Genomic DNA, 15,472 nt, shown 5'->3' on the forward strand with positions numbered 1-15,472 from the left:
TTCATGCTGACGTACACGGATGTCCTGAACGCTCCGGTGGACAAGCTGAAGACGGCGGCCGACGACTGGTCGGAGATGGCGACCCGCCTCGGAAAGCTGGCCCGGGAGGCTCACGACGGCATGCGCGCGCACGCCGACCGGGCCTCCTGGGCAGGGGTGAACGCGGTCGTCACCCGCGAGTTCATCACCCGTACGGCCAAGGAGTTCGACGACGCGGCCAAGGAGGCCGCGGGCGTCCACCAGGTGCTGCTCGACGGATACGGCGCGTTCAAGAAGGCCAGGGACGAACTTCGGGCGATCGCGGACGGAGCCGAGACGAACGGCATCGTGATCGACGCGTCCGGGACCGCCACCGCACGTCATCCGCTCCAGGACGACACCGCGGCCCGCCACGACCCCGAGTACCCGAAGGCGCTCCAGAAGCAGAACAGCGCCGTGGAGGCGTGGCAGCAGCGCGTCAGGGCCGCGGTCGAGACGTGCGACGAAGCGGACGAGGCGCTGCGCCTCGCGCTGGCCGGGAACGTCACCGACGCCCACGACTTCAGCGCGCCGAAGTTCGCCGGTCTCGCCGACGAGGAGGCCGCGCGCGCCGCCGACCTCGCGAAGAAGGTCACCGGCGACGGTGGGACCGCCCGCAACCCGGAGGCGCTCAAGCAGCTCCAGGAGCTGCTCGACGACCGTCGCGGGGACCCCGCGTTCTCCACCGCCTTCTACCGGCGCATGGGCCCCGACGGCGCGCTTGAGTTCTACGCCAGGCTGTCGCTCGACTCGACGGGTCTCGGTCCGGCCGGCGCGGACCGGGTCGCCTCCGTCCGCCACATCCAGGACGACCTGGGCCCGATGCTCGGCCTGGCCACCAACCCCCGCACCCCGGGCCACCTCGACCCGACCTGGACGCTCGCCCTGATGCGGGCCGGCCGCAAGCCGATCGACGTCGGCGGGTTCGCCGGTGTCACCACCCGGGTGTACGGCTACCAGGCGCTCGGCGCGCTGCTGCGGCACGGCACGTACGACAGGGAGTTCCTGCTGCCCGTCGCCCGCGACATGGTGGGCTTCGAGCACCAGCACCCGAAGGCCTTCCAGGAGGCCATGCCGTACAACGCCGCGATGGCCTTCAACCTCGACAAGGAGGGCGGCCGGGGTCTCGACCCGCTGACCGGGCTGATGACGGCCATGAGCAACAACCCGCGGGTGGCGTCCGAGTTCTTCAACGAGCCGGTGCGCGAGGACACCGACGGCAACGGCATCGTCACCACCGACGACCGGCCGGTGACGGTCAAGGACGACGAGGGCAGGCCTTCGGCCCTCGGCATGGTCGACTACCTGCTGGACAAGAGTCCGTCCGACGACTGGTACGACACGGTGGGGGGCGCCGGCGAGACCACCCCGTTCCAGTCGGCGATGGGCAACGCCCTGGAGGCGGCGGTCACCGGCCGCACCCCCGGCGACACCGACGCCCGGCCGGTCGAACACACGGCGGCCATGTCCCATGTGATGGAGCAGGTCGTCGAGAAGATCGGCTCGGACCCCGGCCTGATGAAGGACAGCGAAGACGGCACCCCCGGCAAACTGTCCGGTCTGGCGGGGCACTTCGGGAACATGGCGGCCGAGTACATGCCGGATTTGCAGGCCATCTCGGAAAACGGCGCACACCAGGCCAAGCCGTTCGGGGTGCTCGCGGAGTTCAACAGGGCTCAGGTGGGGCAGTTCCTCGGCGTTGTCGCGCAGGACCCCGGAGCGTACGGCGCGATCACCAACGCCCAGCAGGCCTATACGACGCTCCTGGTACGAGATGTCTTCGCCCACCCCGAGAACCACGGCCGCGACGTGGGCGAGGCGGTCCGCAACGCGGTGCATCCGGGTGGCCAGATCGCCGGGATGATGGCCGAGGCGCGGGTGGAAGCCGTCTATGAGAAGCAGGCCGCCGACGACGAGGAGTTCAACAAGGCCGTCGAGGACAAGTCCAAGTGGGTGAACAGGGTCATCGACTCGGTGGGCGGCAAGTACATCGAGTTGCTGCCTGTCGGAGGCGACGCAGTCGGCTGGCTCAAGGAGGACATCTCCGAACGCCTGGTGGATGAAGCCAAGCAGAACTCGTCGGACAAGGCCAGCCAGGAAGCCGGGGCCGCCTACACGACGGCTGAGACGAACGCCAAGCAGTCCGCCGCGAACGCGGTGCGCAGCGCGGGGCTCAGCGCGGGCCTGGAGGAGCGGGACGTCAAGGAATTCGAGGGGACCGCGTCCACCGGCATCGCCGACGCGTACGCCGCCGGGCGTAGTGCCACCAGGGCGCGAACGCCCCGGGGCGGTGGCGAATGATACGCACCGGTACCAGGCCGGTCGTCGCCGCTGCGGTCGGTCTGCTGTTGCTGTTGTGCGGCTGCTCGCAAGAGCCGTCCGTGCCGAGCATTCCCCAGAGTTTGTGCTGGGGTGCGTTCGTCGGCAGTTCCGTCGTGCCGCTCCTTCCGAATGGTGAGTCGGCCTATCAGCGGAACGAGCTCCCCTTCGACGTGTTCGAAAAGCAGAGCAACACGTACTGCTCGCTGTTCGTAGACGACCACGCTGCCCTGGTCGTCCAGGCCGAGCGGAGGAATAGCGGCAAGGGCACCGAATGGAACCGTTACGTGCAGAAGCATGGGACGCCGGTTCAGGCCGGTGACGAGGGGCACGTCTGGAGCGGGGGCGCCGGCACGGTCTTCCTGTGCGAGCGCCCGGACCTGCCGAGGGGGCCCGCGCTTCCGGCGTCGCAGAAGTACGTCGAGCTGGAGCTCACGACCGATCGGGCCCCGGACACGCCACGTACCAGGGAGGTCCTGACCGGACTGCTGCAGCAATATGCGCAGTTCGCCAAGCACAAGCTGAAGTGCAGTAATGCGTAGCGCTGTTCGAGGTCGGCGCGGATCGCCTGTGACCTGTGCTGGGGTGGTCGGCCTACTGCTCCTCATGCTGAGCGGTTGCTCCCATAAGCCGTCCGTGCCGAGCATTCCCAACAGCCTTTGCTGGGGGGGCGTTCACGGGGCCTTCTCTAGTGCCCTTGCTCCCGAACGGTGACTCGGCCTCCCAAAGGAATGACAGCCCCTTCGACGTATTCGAGAGACAGGGCAGCGCCTACTGCACGCTGTTCGTCGACGATCACGCTGCCTTCATAGCCTCTGTCGAGCGCAGGAACAGTGGCAAGGGCACCGAATGGAATGGCTATGCGCGCGTACACGGGACGCCGGTCCAGGCCGGTGACGAAGGGCTCGTCTGGGGCAGGGGCGCCGGCACGGTCTTCCTGTGCGAGCGCCCGGACCTGCCGAGGGGGCCCGCGCTTCCGGCGTCGCAGAAGTACGTCGAGCTGGAGCTCACGACCGATCGGGCCCCGGACACGCCACGTACCAGGGAGGTCCTGACCGGACTGCTGCAGCAATATGCGCAGTTCGCCAAGCAGAGGCTCAAGTGCGCAAACAGATAAGGCAATTGGAGGCCGTGGCGGGAATCGAACCCACGTAACTCGCTTTGCAGGCGAGCCCCTGAACCACTCGGGCACACGGCCGTGTGCTGGTGCGTTGGTACGAACGTAGGGGGCGGGCCGGGGGAGGGGAAGAGGGGCGGGCGGGCTGCAATGTGACTGCCATGTTGCGTTCACGGGGGGGCTTGGGACTACGACCATCGGCGTAGCCGGAGTCCGGTCCTTCGACAGGGGCCAGAGCGGGGTACGCCTCTTACTCTGGGCGGATGAGCGCCCTTGAACCGTCCGACATCCGCCTCGCCGACCTCCCCTCCGGAGGCGTCGCCGAAGGCGGGATTCTCGGGCGGGAGCATCGTGCGCTGAGCTTCGGGATCATCACCGTCGTGCTGCTCGTCGCGTTCGAGGCGACCGCCGTCGGGACCGCCATGCCCGTCGCGGCGCGCGAGCTCGACGGGGTCTCGCTGTACGCCTTCGCCTTCTCCGCGTACTTCACGACGAGCCTGTTCGGCATGGTCGTCGCGGGGCAGTGGGCCGACCGGCGCGGGCCGCTCGGGGCGCTGGCTGTCGGGATGTCGGGGTTCGCGGTGGGGCTGCTGCTGTCCGGGACCGCGCTGAACATGTGGACGTTCATCGCGGGCCGGGCCGTGCAGGGCCTCGGCGGCGGGCTCGTGATCGTCGCGCTGTACGTCGTCATGGGCCGGGCCTACCCCGCGCGCCTCCAGCCGACGATCATGGCGGCGTTCGCGGCGGGGTGGGTGGTGCCCTCGGTGGTCGGGCCGCTGGTGGCGGGGACGGTCACCGAACAGCTGGGCTGGCGTTGGGTGTTCATCGGAATCCCGGTGCTCGTGGTGTTCCCGCTGGCGCTCGCGCTGCCCGCGACGCGGCGGATGGCGGCGGGGCCCGCCGACCCGTCGGAGCCGCCCGCGCCGTTCGAGCGGCGCCGGATCAGGCTGGCCCTCGCGGTCTCGGTCGGCGCCGGGCTGCTGCAGTACGCGGGGCAGGAGCTGAGGTGGCTGTCGCTGCTGCCGTTCGTGGCGGGGGCGGCCCTGCTCGGACCGGCCGTCGTCGGGCGGCGGGCGCTGCTGCCGCACGGCACCTGGCGGGCGGCGCGCGGGCTGCCGGCCGTGGTGCTGCTGCGCGGGTTCGCGGCGGGGTCGTTCATCGCGGCCGAGTCGTTCGTGCCGTTGATGCTGGTCACCCAGCGGGGATTGACGCCCACGATGGCCGGGCTCTCGCTGGCCGTCGGCGGGGCCACCTGGGCGCTGGGCTCGTACGTCCAGGCCCGGCCCCGGATGGAGGCGTACCGGGAGCGGCTGATGGTGGTCGGGATGGTCCTCGTCGCCCTCGCGATCGTGGCCGCGCCGAGCGTGCTCGTCGAGGCGGTGCCGGTGTGGGTGGTCGGCGTGGCCTGGGGCGTGGGCTGCTTCGGCATGGGCATGGTGATCGCCTCGACGAGCGTGCTGCTCCTGAAGCTCTCGGCCCCGCACGAGGCGGGGGCCAACTCGGCCGCCCTCCAGATCTCGGACGGGCTGTCCAACGTGCTGCTGCTCGCGGCGGGCGGGGCGGGGTTCGCGGCGCTGGGCGGGGGCGCGGTGTCCGGTGCGGCGGCGTCGGCCTCGCATCCGGGGGCGTTCCTGGTGGTGTTCCTGCCGATGGGGGTGGTGGCGCTGGCCGGGGCGTTCGTCGCGGGGCGGGTCCGGGGGGTGTGAGCGGCGCTGGGTTCTGCCCCGGGCCCGGGGTGTGCCCCTCCCCGCCCCTTCCCGCAACCCTCCCGGGGCGGAATGGGGGAGGTGGAGTGGGGGTGAGATTCAAGGGGCTGCGCCCCGGGCCCCGCTTGTCCGGGTGCGGATCGTGCGTGGCTGGTCGCGCAGTTCCCCGCGCCCCTGTAGGTGACCCCGAAGGCCTCGGCGCCGGCCGGCAGAGGCATTCCCGGCCCGTCATTGGGGTTCCCTGGCCCTTGAGGCCTTGGGGGAGTTTGAGGACGAGCGCCCTTGAGGCGCGATCGGGGCCTGGGGTGGGGCCCCGGGGGGCTGGGCCCTTCAACCCCGGGCAAGGGGCGGGCGGGTGGGCAAACCCCCCGGGGTCCCGGGGCCAAGCCCCGGAAATTCCTGTGAGCCCGCTCTCACCCCCGCCCCGCCGGGAGGCGATCCGTCGGGTACCGGACCCCGCGCCGGTAAGGTGGCCCGGTTGTCGTACGTAAGCCCCGCCGGGCCCCCGGCCCGGATGCCCGAGAATCCCGTACACCGAGAGACCCGAACCGGAGACCGTGACTACTACCGCCTCCCACCACCTCTCACCCGCCTTCCCCGGCCGTGCCCCCTGGGGCACCGCCAACAAGCTGCGTGCCTGGCAGCAGGGTGCTCTGGAGAGGTACGTCCAGGAGCAGCCGCGCGACTTCCTCGCCGTCGCCACCCCCGGCGCAGGCAAGACGACCTTCGCGCTGACGCTCGCGTCGTGGCTGCTGCACCACCACGTCGTGCAGCAGATCACCGTCGTCGCGCCGACCGAGCACCTCAAGAAGCAGTGGTCGGACGCGGCCGCCCGGGTCGGCATCAAGCTCGACCCGGACTACAGCGCCGGGCCGCTGAGCAAGGAGTACCACGGGGTCGCCGTCACCTACGCCGGTGTCGGAGTGCGTCCGATGCTGCACCGCAACCGGTGCGAGCAGCGCAAGACCCTGGTGATCCTCGACGAGATCCACCACGCCGGTGACTCCAAGTCGTGGGGCGAGGCCTGCCTCGAAGCGTTCGACCCGGCCACCCGGCGGCTCGCGCTCACCGGCACCCCCTTCCGGTCCGATACCAACCCCATCCCCTTCGTCTCGTACGAGGAGGGCAACGACGGCATCCGGCGTTCCTCCGCCGACTACACGTACGGCTACGGCAACGCGCTCGCCGACGGTGTCGTGCGGCCGGTCATATTCATGAGCTACAGCGGCAACATGCGCTGGCGCACCAAGGCCGGGGACGAGATCGCCGCCCGGCTCGGCGAGCCCATGACCAAGGACGCCATCTCGCAGGCCTGGCGCACCGCGCTCGACCCGCGCGGCGACTGGATGCCCAACGTGCTGCGCGCCGCCGACCAGCGCCTGACCGAGGTCCGCAAGGCGATCCCGGACGCCGGCGCCCTCGTCATCGCCTCCGACCAGGACTCGGCCCGCGCCTACGCGAAGCTGATCCGCGAGATCACCGGTTCCAAGGCGACCGTCGTCCTGTCCGACGACACCGGCGCGTCGAAACGGATCGACGAGTTCGCCGAGGGCGACGACCGGTGGATGGTCGCCGTCCGCATGGTGTCGGAGGGCGTCGACGTCCCGCGCCTGGCCGTCGGCGTGTACGCGACCACCATTTCGACGCCCCTCTTCTTCGCCCAGGCCGTCGGCCGTTTCGTGCGGTCGAGGCGGCGCGGCGAGACCGCCTCCGTTTTCCTGCCCACCATTCCGATGCTCCTCGGCTTCGCGAACGAGATGGAAGTCGAGCGCGACCACGTGCTCGACAAGCCGAAGAAGGACGGCGAGGAAGAAGACCCGTACGCCGAGTCCGAACAGGAAATGGACGAGGCGAACAAGCAGGAGGACGAGGACACCGGGGACGACATGCTCCCCTTCGAGGCCCTCGAATCCGATGCCGTCTTCGACCGGGTCATGTACAACGGCGCCGAATTCGGCATGCAGGCTCATCCGGGAAGCGAGGAGGAGCAGGACTATCTCGGCATTCCGGGGCTGCTCGAACCCGACCAGGTGCAGATGCTGCTGCAGAAGCGCCAGGCCCGGCAGATCGCGCACAGCCGCCAGAAGCCGGCCGAGCAGGCGGACCTCCTGGAGATGCCCGCCGAGCGTCGCCCCGTCGTCTCGCACAAGGAACTGCTTGAGCTCCGCAAGTCGCTGAACACGATGGTCGGCGCGTACGTCCACCAGAGCGGCAAGCCGCACGGAGTGATCCACACCGAGCTGCGCCGGGTCTGCGGCGGCCCGCCGAGCGCGGAGGCCACGGCCGGGCAGCTCCGCGAGCGGATCAAGAAGGTCCAGGAGTGGGCCACCCGCATGAAGTAGCAGGATCGGTCCGAGGACGCCCCCGGCACGGCGAACGGGGCCCGGCGTGCGTTGCCGGGCCCCGTTCGGGATCTGATCCCAAGGGATCGTGATGTGTACGAGGACCGGCCCCCACGGACGCCCCTCGGACGTCTGCCACAGTAATGTCCCGGCAAATCCGTGTCGGTCGCCCAAGGTCCCCGTTAAGACGGACTTAGGTCCCGAAGGTGCGCGAACAGGGACCAAATTCGTCGGCCACGGGCCTTATTTGTCCATCTGCCGGGGTGGTTCCGTCCATTCCGCCGGTTCCGGAATTCCGGCGGCGCCCGGATTCTGGACGAGGTCTTCCGCTGAGCGGTGTCCGCTCGCTACTGTCCCCGCCATGCAAACGCCCCGTGGCAGCGTCGCCGCGGAGCGCAGCCGGTGCCTTGGGCTCGCCGGCGGGCTCTGCGCGCGATGCCGATGGGACCGGTGCCGCGAACCACGTGAGAGTGCCGCCGCGACTCACCACTAAAGGAGTGGGTGTCGTGACCGCGGAGACCTCCCAGACGCTCGACCGGGGACTACGTGTCCTCAAGCTGCTCGCCGACACCGACCACGGCCTGACGGTCACCGAGTTGTCCAACAAGCTCGGCGTCAACCGCACGGTCGTCTACCGCCTGCTCGCGACCCTGGAGCAGCACGCCCTCGTCCGCCGTGACCTGGGTGGCCGCGCCCGGGTCGGACTCGGGGTGCTGCGTCTGGGCCGCCAGGTGCACCCGCTGGTCCGCGAGGCCGCGCTGCCCGCGCTGCGCTCGCTCGCCGAGGACATAGGCGCGACCGCCCACCTGACCCTCGTCGACGGCTCGGACGCGCTCGCCGTGGCCGTGGTCGAGCCGACCTGGACGGACTACCACGTGGCCTACCGGGCCGGGTTCCGCCACCCCCTGGACAAGGGCGCGGCCGGCCGGGCGATCCTCGCCGCCCGCCAGGCCGGAGGCCTCGACGAGCCGGGCTTCACGCTCACCCACGGCGAGTTGGAGGCCGGGGCGAGCGGAGCGGCGGCGCCGCTGGTCGGGGTCACTGGGATAGAGGGCAGCGTGGGCGTGGTGATGCTCGCGGACGCCGTACCCGAACGGGTCGGCCCCCGGGTCGTCGACGCGGCGAAGGAAGTCGCCGACGCCCTGCGCTGAGCCCGGGCGTGTGCTGACGCGTGCGCCTGGGCCCGTACCGAGGCACGTGCCCAGGCATGGGCCGAGGCAGCACGTACCGAGGCACGTGCCCAGGCATGCGCCGACGCGCGAGCCGGTCCGCACCCCGGGCCCGGCCGCACCCGGCCCGGGCGGCCGGGCGGGTACGGATAGATTGGTGGCGTGCTCACTCGTCACTCCCGCCTCCGCAACCTCGCCATCGGCGCCGCACCGGTCGTCGCGCTGCTCGCCGTGGCCTGCTTCGCGCCGCTGCCGTTCGCGGTGGCGCAGCCGGGGCCGACCGCGAACGTGCTCGGGAACGACGAGGGCAAGCCGGTGATCACCATTTCGGGGGCGCCCACCCGCCCGACCACCGGGCAGCTGCGGATGACCACCATCGTGGCCACCGGGCCCAACCAGGACGTCGGCATCTCCGACGTCGTCGACGGCTGGTTCCGTACCGACCGGGCCGTGATGCCGCGCGACTCCGTCTACCCGGGCGGCGGCAGCGAGAAGGAGATCTCGGCGCACAACCAGGCCCAGATGAAGCAGTCGCAGGACGCCGCCTCCGTCGCGGCCCTCGGCTACCTCGGCCTGAGCCCCGACAAGGTCAAGGTCGAGCTGCACCTGGCCGACGTCGGCGGCCCGAGCGCCGGGCTGCTCTTCACCCTGGGGATCATCGACAAGCTGAACGGCAACGGCTCCGGCGAGGACCTCACCGGCGGCCGCACCATCGCCGGTACGGGGACGATCAGCGACAGCGGGGACGTCGGCGCGGTCGGCGGGGTCGCGCTCAAGACGCAGGCCGCGGCCCGGGACGGGGCGACCGTCTTCCTCGTGCCGAAGGCCGAGTGCTCGGACGCCGAGTCGGAGCTGCCCAAGGGGCTGCGCCTGGTCCCCGTGACCACCCTGAAGGGTGCGGTGTCCGCGCTCCGGGCGCTGCAGAAGGGCGACCCGGTCCCGTCCTGCTGACGGCGTCCGCGTCCGGGGCCCGCCGGTCCACGCCCGCCGCGTTCCCGGCTCACCCCTTCTTGATGAACCCTTCCCGGACCAGCCAGTCGAGCGCCACGTCGTGCGGGTCCTGGCCGCCGACGTCGACCCTGGCGTTCAGGTCCCGGGCCACCTGGGTGGTCAGCTTGGCGCTGAGCGGGTCCAACAGGCCTGCGATCGCGGGGTACTTGTCGTACGTCTTGCTGTGCAGCTCGGGCGCCGCGTTGTAGTTGGGGAAGAAGTGCTTGTCGTCCTCGACGGTCGCCAGGTTCATCGCCTTGATGCGGCCGTCGGTGGTGAACACCTCGCCGAGCAGGCAGGAGCTGGACTTGGACACCTGGGTGTAGATGATCCCGGCGTCCATCTTCTGGATGTTGGAGGCGGGGATCGACATCCCGTACGCCTTCTCCATGCCCGGCAGCCCGTCCTCGCGCGAGGCGAACTCGTTCTCCACGCAGATCGTCACCGCCGAAGGGTCCTTCTTCGCCAACGCGGCCACGTCCGAGAGCGTCCTGAGGTGGTACTTGGCGTTGTTGGCCTGGCTGATGCCCAGCGAATAGGTGTTGTTGAGCGTCGACTGGGGCAGCCAGGTCACGCCGTTCTTCCGGTCGGCGTCGCGCACCGCCCGCCACTGCGCCTGCGGGTCGACGATCGGCTTGCTGTTGCCCAGATAGGTGATCCAGGCCGTGCCGGTGTACTCGTACATCGCGTCCGCGTCGCCCTTCACGATCGCTTCGCGGGCGCTGATCGAGCCGGGCAGGTTGGTGCGGTCCAGGACCTCGGCGCCGGCCGCCTTGAAGACCAGGCCGACCATCTGGCCCAGGATGATGTTCTCGCTGAAGTTCTTCGACGTGACCGTGAGGGACGCCCCCTTGAGGGGCAGGCCCTTGCCGAGCGAGCCGGGCACCACGTCGTCCACCATCGGCGAGCCGGACTTGAGCCCGCAGCCGGCCAGGGTGGCGAGCAGCGCGAGCGAGCCTGCGGCGGCGGCCAGAGCCGTACGCGGGTGTCGGCGCCGGTGTCGACGCGGGTGCCGCATCACTCCACCTCCAGTCCGCGCGGGGTCAGCGCCAGTTCGGCCAGCGAGGCCAGCCAGTCCACGAGCAGGGCGAGCGCCACGGTCAGGATCGAGCCGAGCACCAGGACCGGCATGCGCTGGGTCTGGATGCCCGAGGTGATCAGGTCGCCGAGCCCGCCGCCGCCGCCGAAGGTGGCGAGCGTGGCGGTGCCGACGTTGAGGACGAGCGCGGTGCGCACTCCCGCGAGGATCAGCGGTACCGCGAGCGGCAGTTCGACCTTGCCCAGAGTGCCGGGCGCCGACATGCCGATGCCCCGGGCCGCCTCGACGAGCTGGGGGTCGATCGCCTTCAGACCGGCCACCGTGTTGGAGAGGACCGGAAGGACCGCGTAGATCACCATGCCGACGATCGCGGTGCCGGGGCCGATGCCGAGCCAGATCACCAGGAGGGCGAGGAGGCCGATGGCGGGAGTGGCCTGGCCGATGTTGGCGATCGCGGTGACCAGCGGGGCCGCCCGGCTCACCCCGCGCCGGGTGAGCGCGATGCCCAGCGGGATCGCGATGATCAGCACCCAGAACGTGGAGATCGCGGTCAGCTTCACGTGCTGCCACACCCGTAGCCGGACGTTCCCGTTGTCGATCGAGTTCCGCGCGATCGCGTCCAGATGGACGTTGGTGATCCAGAAGTAGGTGAGGACGAGGACCACCGCGACCACCGTCGGCAGGAGGACCAGCTTGCGCCAGGTGATCCGGCGGGCCGGTCTGCCGGGCGCCGGGCTCGCCGCTTCCTCGGGCTCGGCGAGCGGGTCGGACAGCTCGTCGCGGAAGGCGTGGCCCTTGACCTCGTGCTCGCCCGGCGGGCGTTCGGCGGGGGCGGGACTCCTGGGCGTCATGGCTTCTCCGCACCGCCCTCCAGCTCCTGTTCGGTCTGGTGGTGGCGGAGCTCGGCGAGGTCGTGCTGGTGCTCGATGGCGGCGAGCCGGTCGGCCTCCAGGAGTTCGTGCACGGAGTTCATCAGCGTCTCCATGTCGACGACGCCGATGTATTCACCGCGCCGCCCGGTCACCGCGACCCGGCCGCCGGAGTCGATGAGCACGGCCTCCAGGGCGTCGTGCAGCGTCGCGTCCCGCGTCACCGTGTCGTGCACCATCTGCCCGGCCCGCGCCAGCGAACCCTTGGCGCGCATCAGGTCACCGCGGCGCAGCCACTTGTAGGGGCGGTTCCTGCGGTCCAGCATGAGCAGTTCGTTGTGCGGGCCGCTGCGCAGCTTGTTGAAGATCGACTGGAGCGGGTCGTCGACGGTGACCGTGGGGAACTCGGCCATCTCCACGTCCCGTACGCGGGTGAGGTTGAGCCGCTTGAGGGCCGCGCCCGCACCCACGAACCCGGAGACGAAGTCGTCGGCCGGGTTGGTGAGGATGGCCTCCGGGGTGTCGAACTGGGCGATGTGCGAGCGTTCGCGCAGCACCGCGATCCGGTCGCCGAGCTTGATCGCCTCGTCGAAGTCATGGGTGACGAAGACGATCGTCTTGTGCAGCTCGTGCTGGAGCCGGATCAGTTCGTCCTGGAGGTGGTCCCGGGTGATCGGGTCGACCGCGCCGAACGGCTCGTCCATCAGGAGTACCGGAGGGTCGGCCGCCAACGCCCTTGCCACGCCCACCCGTTGCTGCTGTCCGCCGGAGAGCTGGCGCGGGTAGCGGCCGTGGAACTCGCGCGGGTCGAGCCCGACCAGGTCGAGCATCTCCTCGACGCGGTCCTTCACCTTCGACTTGGACCAGCCGACCATCTTCGGGACGAGCGCGATGTTCTCGGCGACCGTCATGTGCGGGAAGAGCCCGGAGGACTGGATCGCGTAGCCGACCTTGCGGCGCAGCTTCACCGGGTCGATGTCGGTGACGTCCTCGTCGTTGATGCGGATGCGGCCGGACGTCGGCTCGATCAGCCTGTTGATCATCTTGAGCGTGGTCGACTTCCCGCAGCCGGACGGGCCCACGAAGATGACGGTCTCGCCCGCCTTGATCTCCATGTTGACGTTGTCCACGGACGGGTCGGGGTTGCCCGCGTACCGCTTGGTGAGGTTCTCCAGTTGGATGGAGGCCCCGGAGGCCGAGGCGCCGCTCGGCGCGGGCGCGGCCTCGGCCCGCTCGTGCTCGGTCCGCTCCTCCGCGATCCGCTCGTGCTCGCCCCGGCCGTACCCGGACCGTTCGTACGCCGACCGCTCGTGCTCGGACCGTTCGTGCTCGGATCGCTCAGACACGGATCCCCCTCGGGATGGTGAGACGGCCGATCAGGACGTACGCCGCGTCGAAGAGCAGGGCGAGCACCACGATGCCGAGGGTGCCGGCGAGCACCTCGTTGAGGGCATTGGCGCTGCCGAGCGAGGCGATGCCGCGGAAGATCTCGTTGCCGAGCCCGGGGCCCGAGGCGTACGCGGCGATGGCCGCGATGCCCATCAGCATCTGCGTGGACACCCGGATGCCGGTCAGGATCGGCGGCCAGGCCAGCGGGAGTTCGACCCGCAGCATGCGGGCCGCCCGCGACATCCCGATGCCCTTGGCCGCGTCCACCAGGGCGGGGTCCACGCCGCGCAGGCCCACGATCGAGTTGCGCACGATCGGCAGCAGCCCGTACAGCGTCAGGGTCACCACGGTGGGGGCCACGCCCAGGCCGACCAGCGGGATCAGCAGGCCGATCATGGCGAGCGAGGGGATCGTGAGGATCGTCGACGTGGTGGTGATGGCCAGGCCCGACCCCCAGCCGCTGCGGTAGGACACCACCCCGATGAGGATGCCGAGCACCGTCGCGATCACCATGCACTGGAACACCGCGCTCGCGTGCTGAAAGGCATCGGTGAGCAGTTGTTGGTGCCTGCTGGACAGATAGTCCCAGAAGCCCATCCGCGCTCACCCCTGTCGGTCGCCGCTCAGCCGCCGCCGGGGACGGAGTCCTGTGCCGCCTGCTCCACCAGCGGGATGATCCGCAGCGGGACCGGGTTCTCCATGACGATCGCCGTGGCGGCCCGGACGATGCCATCAAAACCGACAACCCGGTCGATCACACGTTGGAGATCGGCGTTGGAGCGGGCCACCAGGCGGCACAGCATGTCGCCCTGGCCGGTGGTGGTGTGCAGTTCGAGGACCTCGGGCACGGACGCCAAGTGGGCCCGTACGTCCGCCCCCTGGCCCTGTTTGATCTCCAGCGTCGCGAAGGCGGTGACCGGGTAGCCGAGCGCCGCCGGGTCGACATCGGGACCGAGGCCCCGGATGACTCCATTCGACTGAAGCCGGTCGAGCCTCGCCTGGACCGTGCCGCGCGCGACCCCGAGCCGGCGCGAGGCCTCCAGAACCCCGATGCGGGGCTCCCGGGCGAGCAGCACGATCAGACGCCCGTCCAAATGATCGATCGACATGGCCGCCTCCGGATGGTCATCGTGTACAGAACGCCCCTTCATACTGGCCATTCACTGCGCAGATTGACCAGTGAAAACGCGAACTATTGCGCAGCTTGCCGGACAGCGAGACTCTGCGGCCATGGCAGACAACTCGATGATCATCGATCCCACCCCCGAAACCGCGCGGCAGGCCGACCCCTTCCCGGTGAAGGGCATGGACGCGGTCGTCTTCGCCGTCGGCAACGCCAAGCAGGCCGCGCACTACTACTCGACGGCCTTCGGCATGAAGCTGGTCGCCTACTCCGGACCGGAGAACGGCAGCCGCGAGACCGCCAGCTACGTGCTGACCAGCGGCGCCGCCCGCTTCGTGTTCACCTCCGTCATCAAGCCCACGTCCGACCGGGGCCGCTTCCTGGCCGAGCACGTCGCCGAGCACGGCGACGGCGTGGTGGACCTCGCCATCGAGGTGCCGGACGCGCGCGCCGCGTACAAGTACGCGACCGAGCACGGCGCCACCGGCATCGAGGAGCCGCACGAGGTCGGCGACGAGCACGGCACCGTCGTCCTGGCCGCGATCGCCACGTACGGCAAGACCCGGCACACCCTGGTCGAGCGCACCGGCTACACCGGCCCCTACCTGCCCGGCTTCGTCGAGGCCGCGCCGATGGTCGAGACCCCCAAGCGCTTCTTCCAGGCGATCGACCACTGCGTCGGCAACGTCGAGCTCGGCAAGATGAACGAGTGGGTGGCGTTCTACAACAACGTCATGGGCTTCACCAACATGAAGGAGTTCGTGGGCGACGACATCGCCACCGAGTACTCCGCGCTCATGTCGAAGGTCGTCGCCGACGGCACCCTCAAGGTGAAGTTCCCGCTCAACGAGCCGGCCATCGCCAAGAAGAAGTCGCAGATCGACGAGTACCTGGAGTTCTACGGCGGCCCCGGCGTCCAGCACATCGCGCTGGCCACGAACGACATCGTCGCCTCGGTGCGGGCCATGCGCGCGGCAGGCGTCCAGTTCCTCGACACCCCGGACTCGTACTACGACACCCTCGGCGAGTGGGCCGGCGAGACCCGGGTGCCGGTCGAGACGCTGCGCGAGCTGAAGATCCTGGTCGACCGCGACGAGGACGGCTACCTCCTGCAGATCTTCACCAAGCCGGTCCAGGACCGCCCCACCGTCTTCTTCGAGATGATCGAGCGGCACGGTTCGATGGGCTTCGGCAAGGGCAACTTCAAGGCCCTGTTCGAGGCGATCGAGCGCGAGCAGGAGCGCCGGGGCAACCTCTGACCTGCAACGCCTCACGCGCGTACGGTAATTGAGTTACCGTCACCAGTCTGCGGCCCCACGGACCTGACCCGTGGGGCCGCGGCCTTTTCGGCTCCGCCCTCGGCCTTGCCGGCCCCGCCCCCGCCCCACCCC

General features: G+C 70.2%; 13 protein-coding genes and 1 tRNA gene. 8 read left to right on the forward strand and 6 right to left on the reverse strand.

Translation table 11 applies throughout. The annotated features are described in order from the left end of the window. The first annotated feature begins 3 nt into the window (after positions 1–3). From IE267_RS30180 to IE267_RS30190, 3 genes are all read left to right on the forward strand, one after another. A complete protein-coding gene (locus IE267_RS30180) occupies positions 4–2,319 on the forward strand; it encodes a DUF6571 family protein (protein ID WP_189765382.1) in 2,316 nt (771 codons plus the stop codon). Next, complete coding sequence (locus tag IE267_RS30185; protein ID WP_189765383.1) at positions 2,316–2,879, forward strand: hypothetical protein; 564 nt, start codon at positions 2,316–2,318, stop codon at positions 2,877–2,879. Before IE267_RS30180 ends, IE267_RS30185 begins: the two co-directional genes overlap by 4 nt. A 155-nt stretch (positions 2,880–3,034) precedes the next feature. Beyond that, positions 3,035–3,454 carry a hypothetical protein gene (locus IE267_RS30190; protein WP_189765384.1) on the forward strand — a complete coding sequence of 140 codons (420 nt, stop codon included), beginning with the start codon at positions 3,035–3,037 and terminating at the stop codon, positions 3,452–3,454. A 6-nt stretch (positions 3,455–3,460) separates the two neighbouring features. Here IE267_RS30190 and IE267_RS30195 read toward each other — a convergent pair. Beyond that, positions 3,461–3,535 (reverse strand) — tRNA-Cys (locus IE267_RS30195). A gap of 182 nt (positions 3,536–3,717) precedes the next feature. Between IE267_RS30195 and IE267_RS30200 the strand changes: the two genes are divergently transcribed. The 4 genes from IE267_RS30200 to IE267_RS30215 all read left to right on the forward strand — a co-directional run bounded on the left by IE267_RS30200 (position 3,718) and on the right by IE267_RS30215 (position 9,622). After that, positions 3,718–5,160: an MFS transporter gene (locus tag IE267_RS30200; RefSeq protein WP_189765385.1), complete on the forward strand. Its 1,443-nt coding sequence runs from the start codon at positions 3,718–3,720 to the stop codon at positions 5,158–5,160. Positions 5,161–5,717: 557 nt separating this feature from the next. Beyond that, on the forward strand, positions 5,718–7,502 hold the full coding sequence (locus tag IE267_RS30205; RefSeq protein WP_161251876.1) for a DEAD/DEAH box helicase: 1,785 nt from the start codon (positions 5,718–5,720) through the stop codon (positions 7,500–7,502). A gap of 506 nt (positions 7,503–8,008) precedes the next feature. Continuing rightward, positions 8,009–8,653, forward strand: coding sequence for an IclR family transcriptional regulator (locus IE267_RS30210; RefSeq protein WP_167152976.1), 645 nt, complete (start codon positions 8,009–8,011; stop codon positions 8,651–8,653). A 180-nt stretch (positions 8,654–8,833) separates the two neighbouring features. Then, a complete protein-coding gene (locus IE267_RS30215) occupies positions 8,834–9,622 on the forward strand; it encodes a YlbL family protein (protein WP_189765386.1) in 789 nt (262 codons plus the stop codon). Between the two features lie 49 nt (positions 9,623–9,671). Here the strand turns inward: IE267_RS30215 and IE267_RS30220 are convergent, their stop codons facing one another. The 5 genes from IE267_RS30220 to IE267_RS30240 form a co-directional block, all read right to left on the reverse strand. Beyond that, on the reverse strand, positions 9,672–10,679 hold the full coding sequence (locus IE267_RS30220; protein ID WP_167152978.1) for a glycine betaine ABC transporter substrate-binding protein: 1,008 nt from the start codon (positions 10,677–10,679) through the stop codon (positions 9,672–9,674). Next, positions 10,679–11,551 (reverse strand): ABC transporter permease, encoded by an 873-nt coding sequence (locus IE267_RS30225; RefSeq protein ID WP_189765387.1) that lies wholly within the window; start codon positions 11,549–11,551, stop codon positions 10,679–10,681. Before IE267_RS30225 ends, IE267_RS30220 begins: the two co-directional genes overlap by 1 nt. Next, on the reverse strand, positions 11,548–12,750 hold the full coding sequence (locus IE267_RS30230) for an ABC transporter ATP-binding protein (RefSeq protein WP_167156163.1): 1,203 nt from the start codon (positions 12,748–12,750) through the stop codon (positions 11,548–11,550). Before IE267_RS30230 ends, IE267_RS30225 begins: the two co-directional genes overlap by 4 nt. A 157-nt stretch (positions 12,751–12,907) precedes the next feature. Then, a complete protein-coding gene (locus IE267_RS30235) occupies positions 12,908–13,555 on the reverse strand; it encodes an ABC transporter permease (RefSeq protein WP_161251885.1) in 648 nt (215 codons plus the stop codon). A gap of 26 nt (positions 13,556–13,581) precedes the next feature. Then, the gene (locus tag IE267_RS30240) at positions 13,582–14,067 is read right to left on the reverse strand and encodes an Lrp/AsnC family transcriptional regulator (RefSeq protein ID WP_100578591.1); all 486 of its coding nucleotides are present in this window, start codon (positions 14,065–14,067) and stop codon (positions 13,582–13,584) included. 136 nt (positions 14,068–14,203) lie between these two features. Here IE267_RS30240 and hppD point away from each other — a divergent pair, with 136 nt between their 5' ends. After that, entirely contained in the window at positions 14,204–15,340 is a 1,137-nt protein-coding gene (hppD, locus tag IE267_RS30245) for a 4-hydroxyphenylpyruvate dioxygenase (protein ID WP_373304614.1), read from the forward strand. The last annotated feature ends 132 nt before the right edge of the window (positions 15,341–15,472 follow it).

The organism is Streptomyces xanthochromogenes (assembly GCF_014650455.1).
Classification (GTDB): Bacteria; Actinomycetota; Actinomycetes; order Streptomycetales; family Streptomycetaceae; genus Streptomyces; species Streptomyces xanthochromogenes.

What these genes read in the sequence shown, in the direction of transcription:
- IE267_RS30200 (WP_189765385.1), top strand. Translation starts at nt 3,718, where the DNA reads ATGAGCGCCCTTGAACCGTCCGACATCCGCCTCGCCGACCTCCCCTCC.
- IE267_RS30240 (WP_100578591.1), bottom strand. Translation starts at nt 14,067, where the DNA reads ATGTCGATCGATCATTTGGACGGGCGTCTGATCGTGCTGCTCGCCCGG.
- IE267_RS30185 (WP_189765383.1), top strand. Translation starts at nt 2,316, where the DNA reads ATGATACGCACCGGTACCAGGCCGGTCGTCGCCGCTGCGGTCGGTCTG.
- IE267_RS30225 (WP_189765387.1), bottom strand. Translation starts at nt 11,551, where the DNA reads ATGACGCCCAGGAGTCCCGCCCCCGCCGAACGCCCGCCGGGCGAGCAC.
- IE267_RS30180 (WP_189765382.1), top strand. Translation starts at nt 4, where the DNA reads ATGCTGACGTACACGGATGTCCTGAACGCTCCGGTGGACAAGCTGAAG.
- hppD (WP_373304614.1), top strand. Translation starts at nt 14,204, where the DNA reads ATGATCATCGATCCCACCCCCGAAACCGCGCGGCAGGCCGACCCCTTC.
- IE267_RS30235 (WP_161251885.1), bottom strand. Translation starts at nt 13,555, where the DNA reads ATGGGCTTCTGGGACTATCTGTCCAGCAGGCACCAACAACTGCTCACC.
- IE267_RS30220 (WP_167152978.1), bottom strand. Translation starts at nt 10,679, where the DNA reads ATGCGGCACCCGCGTCGACACCGGCGCCGACACCCGCGTACGGCTCTG.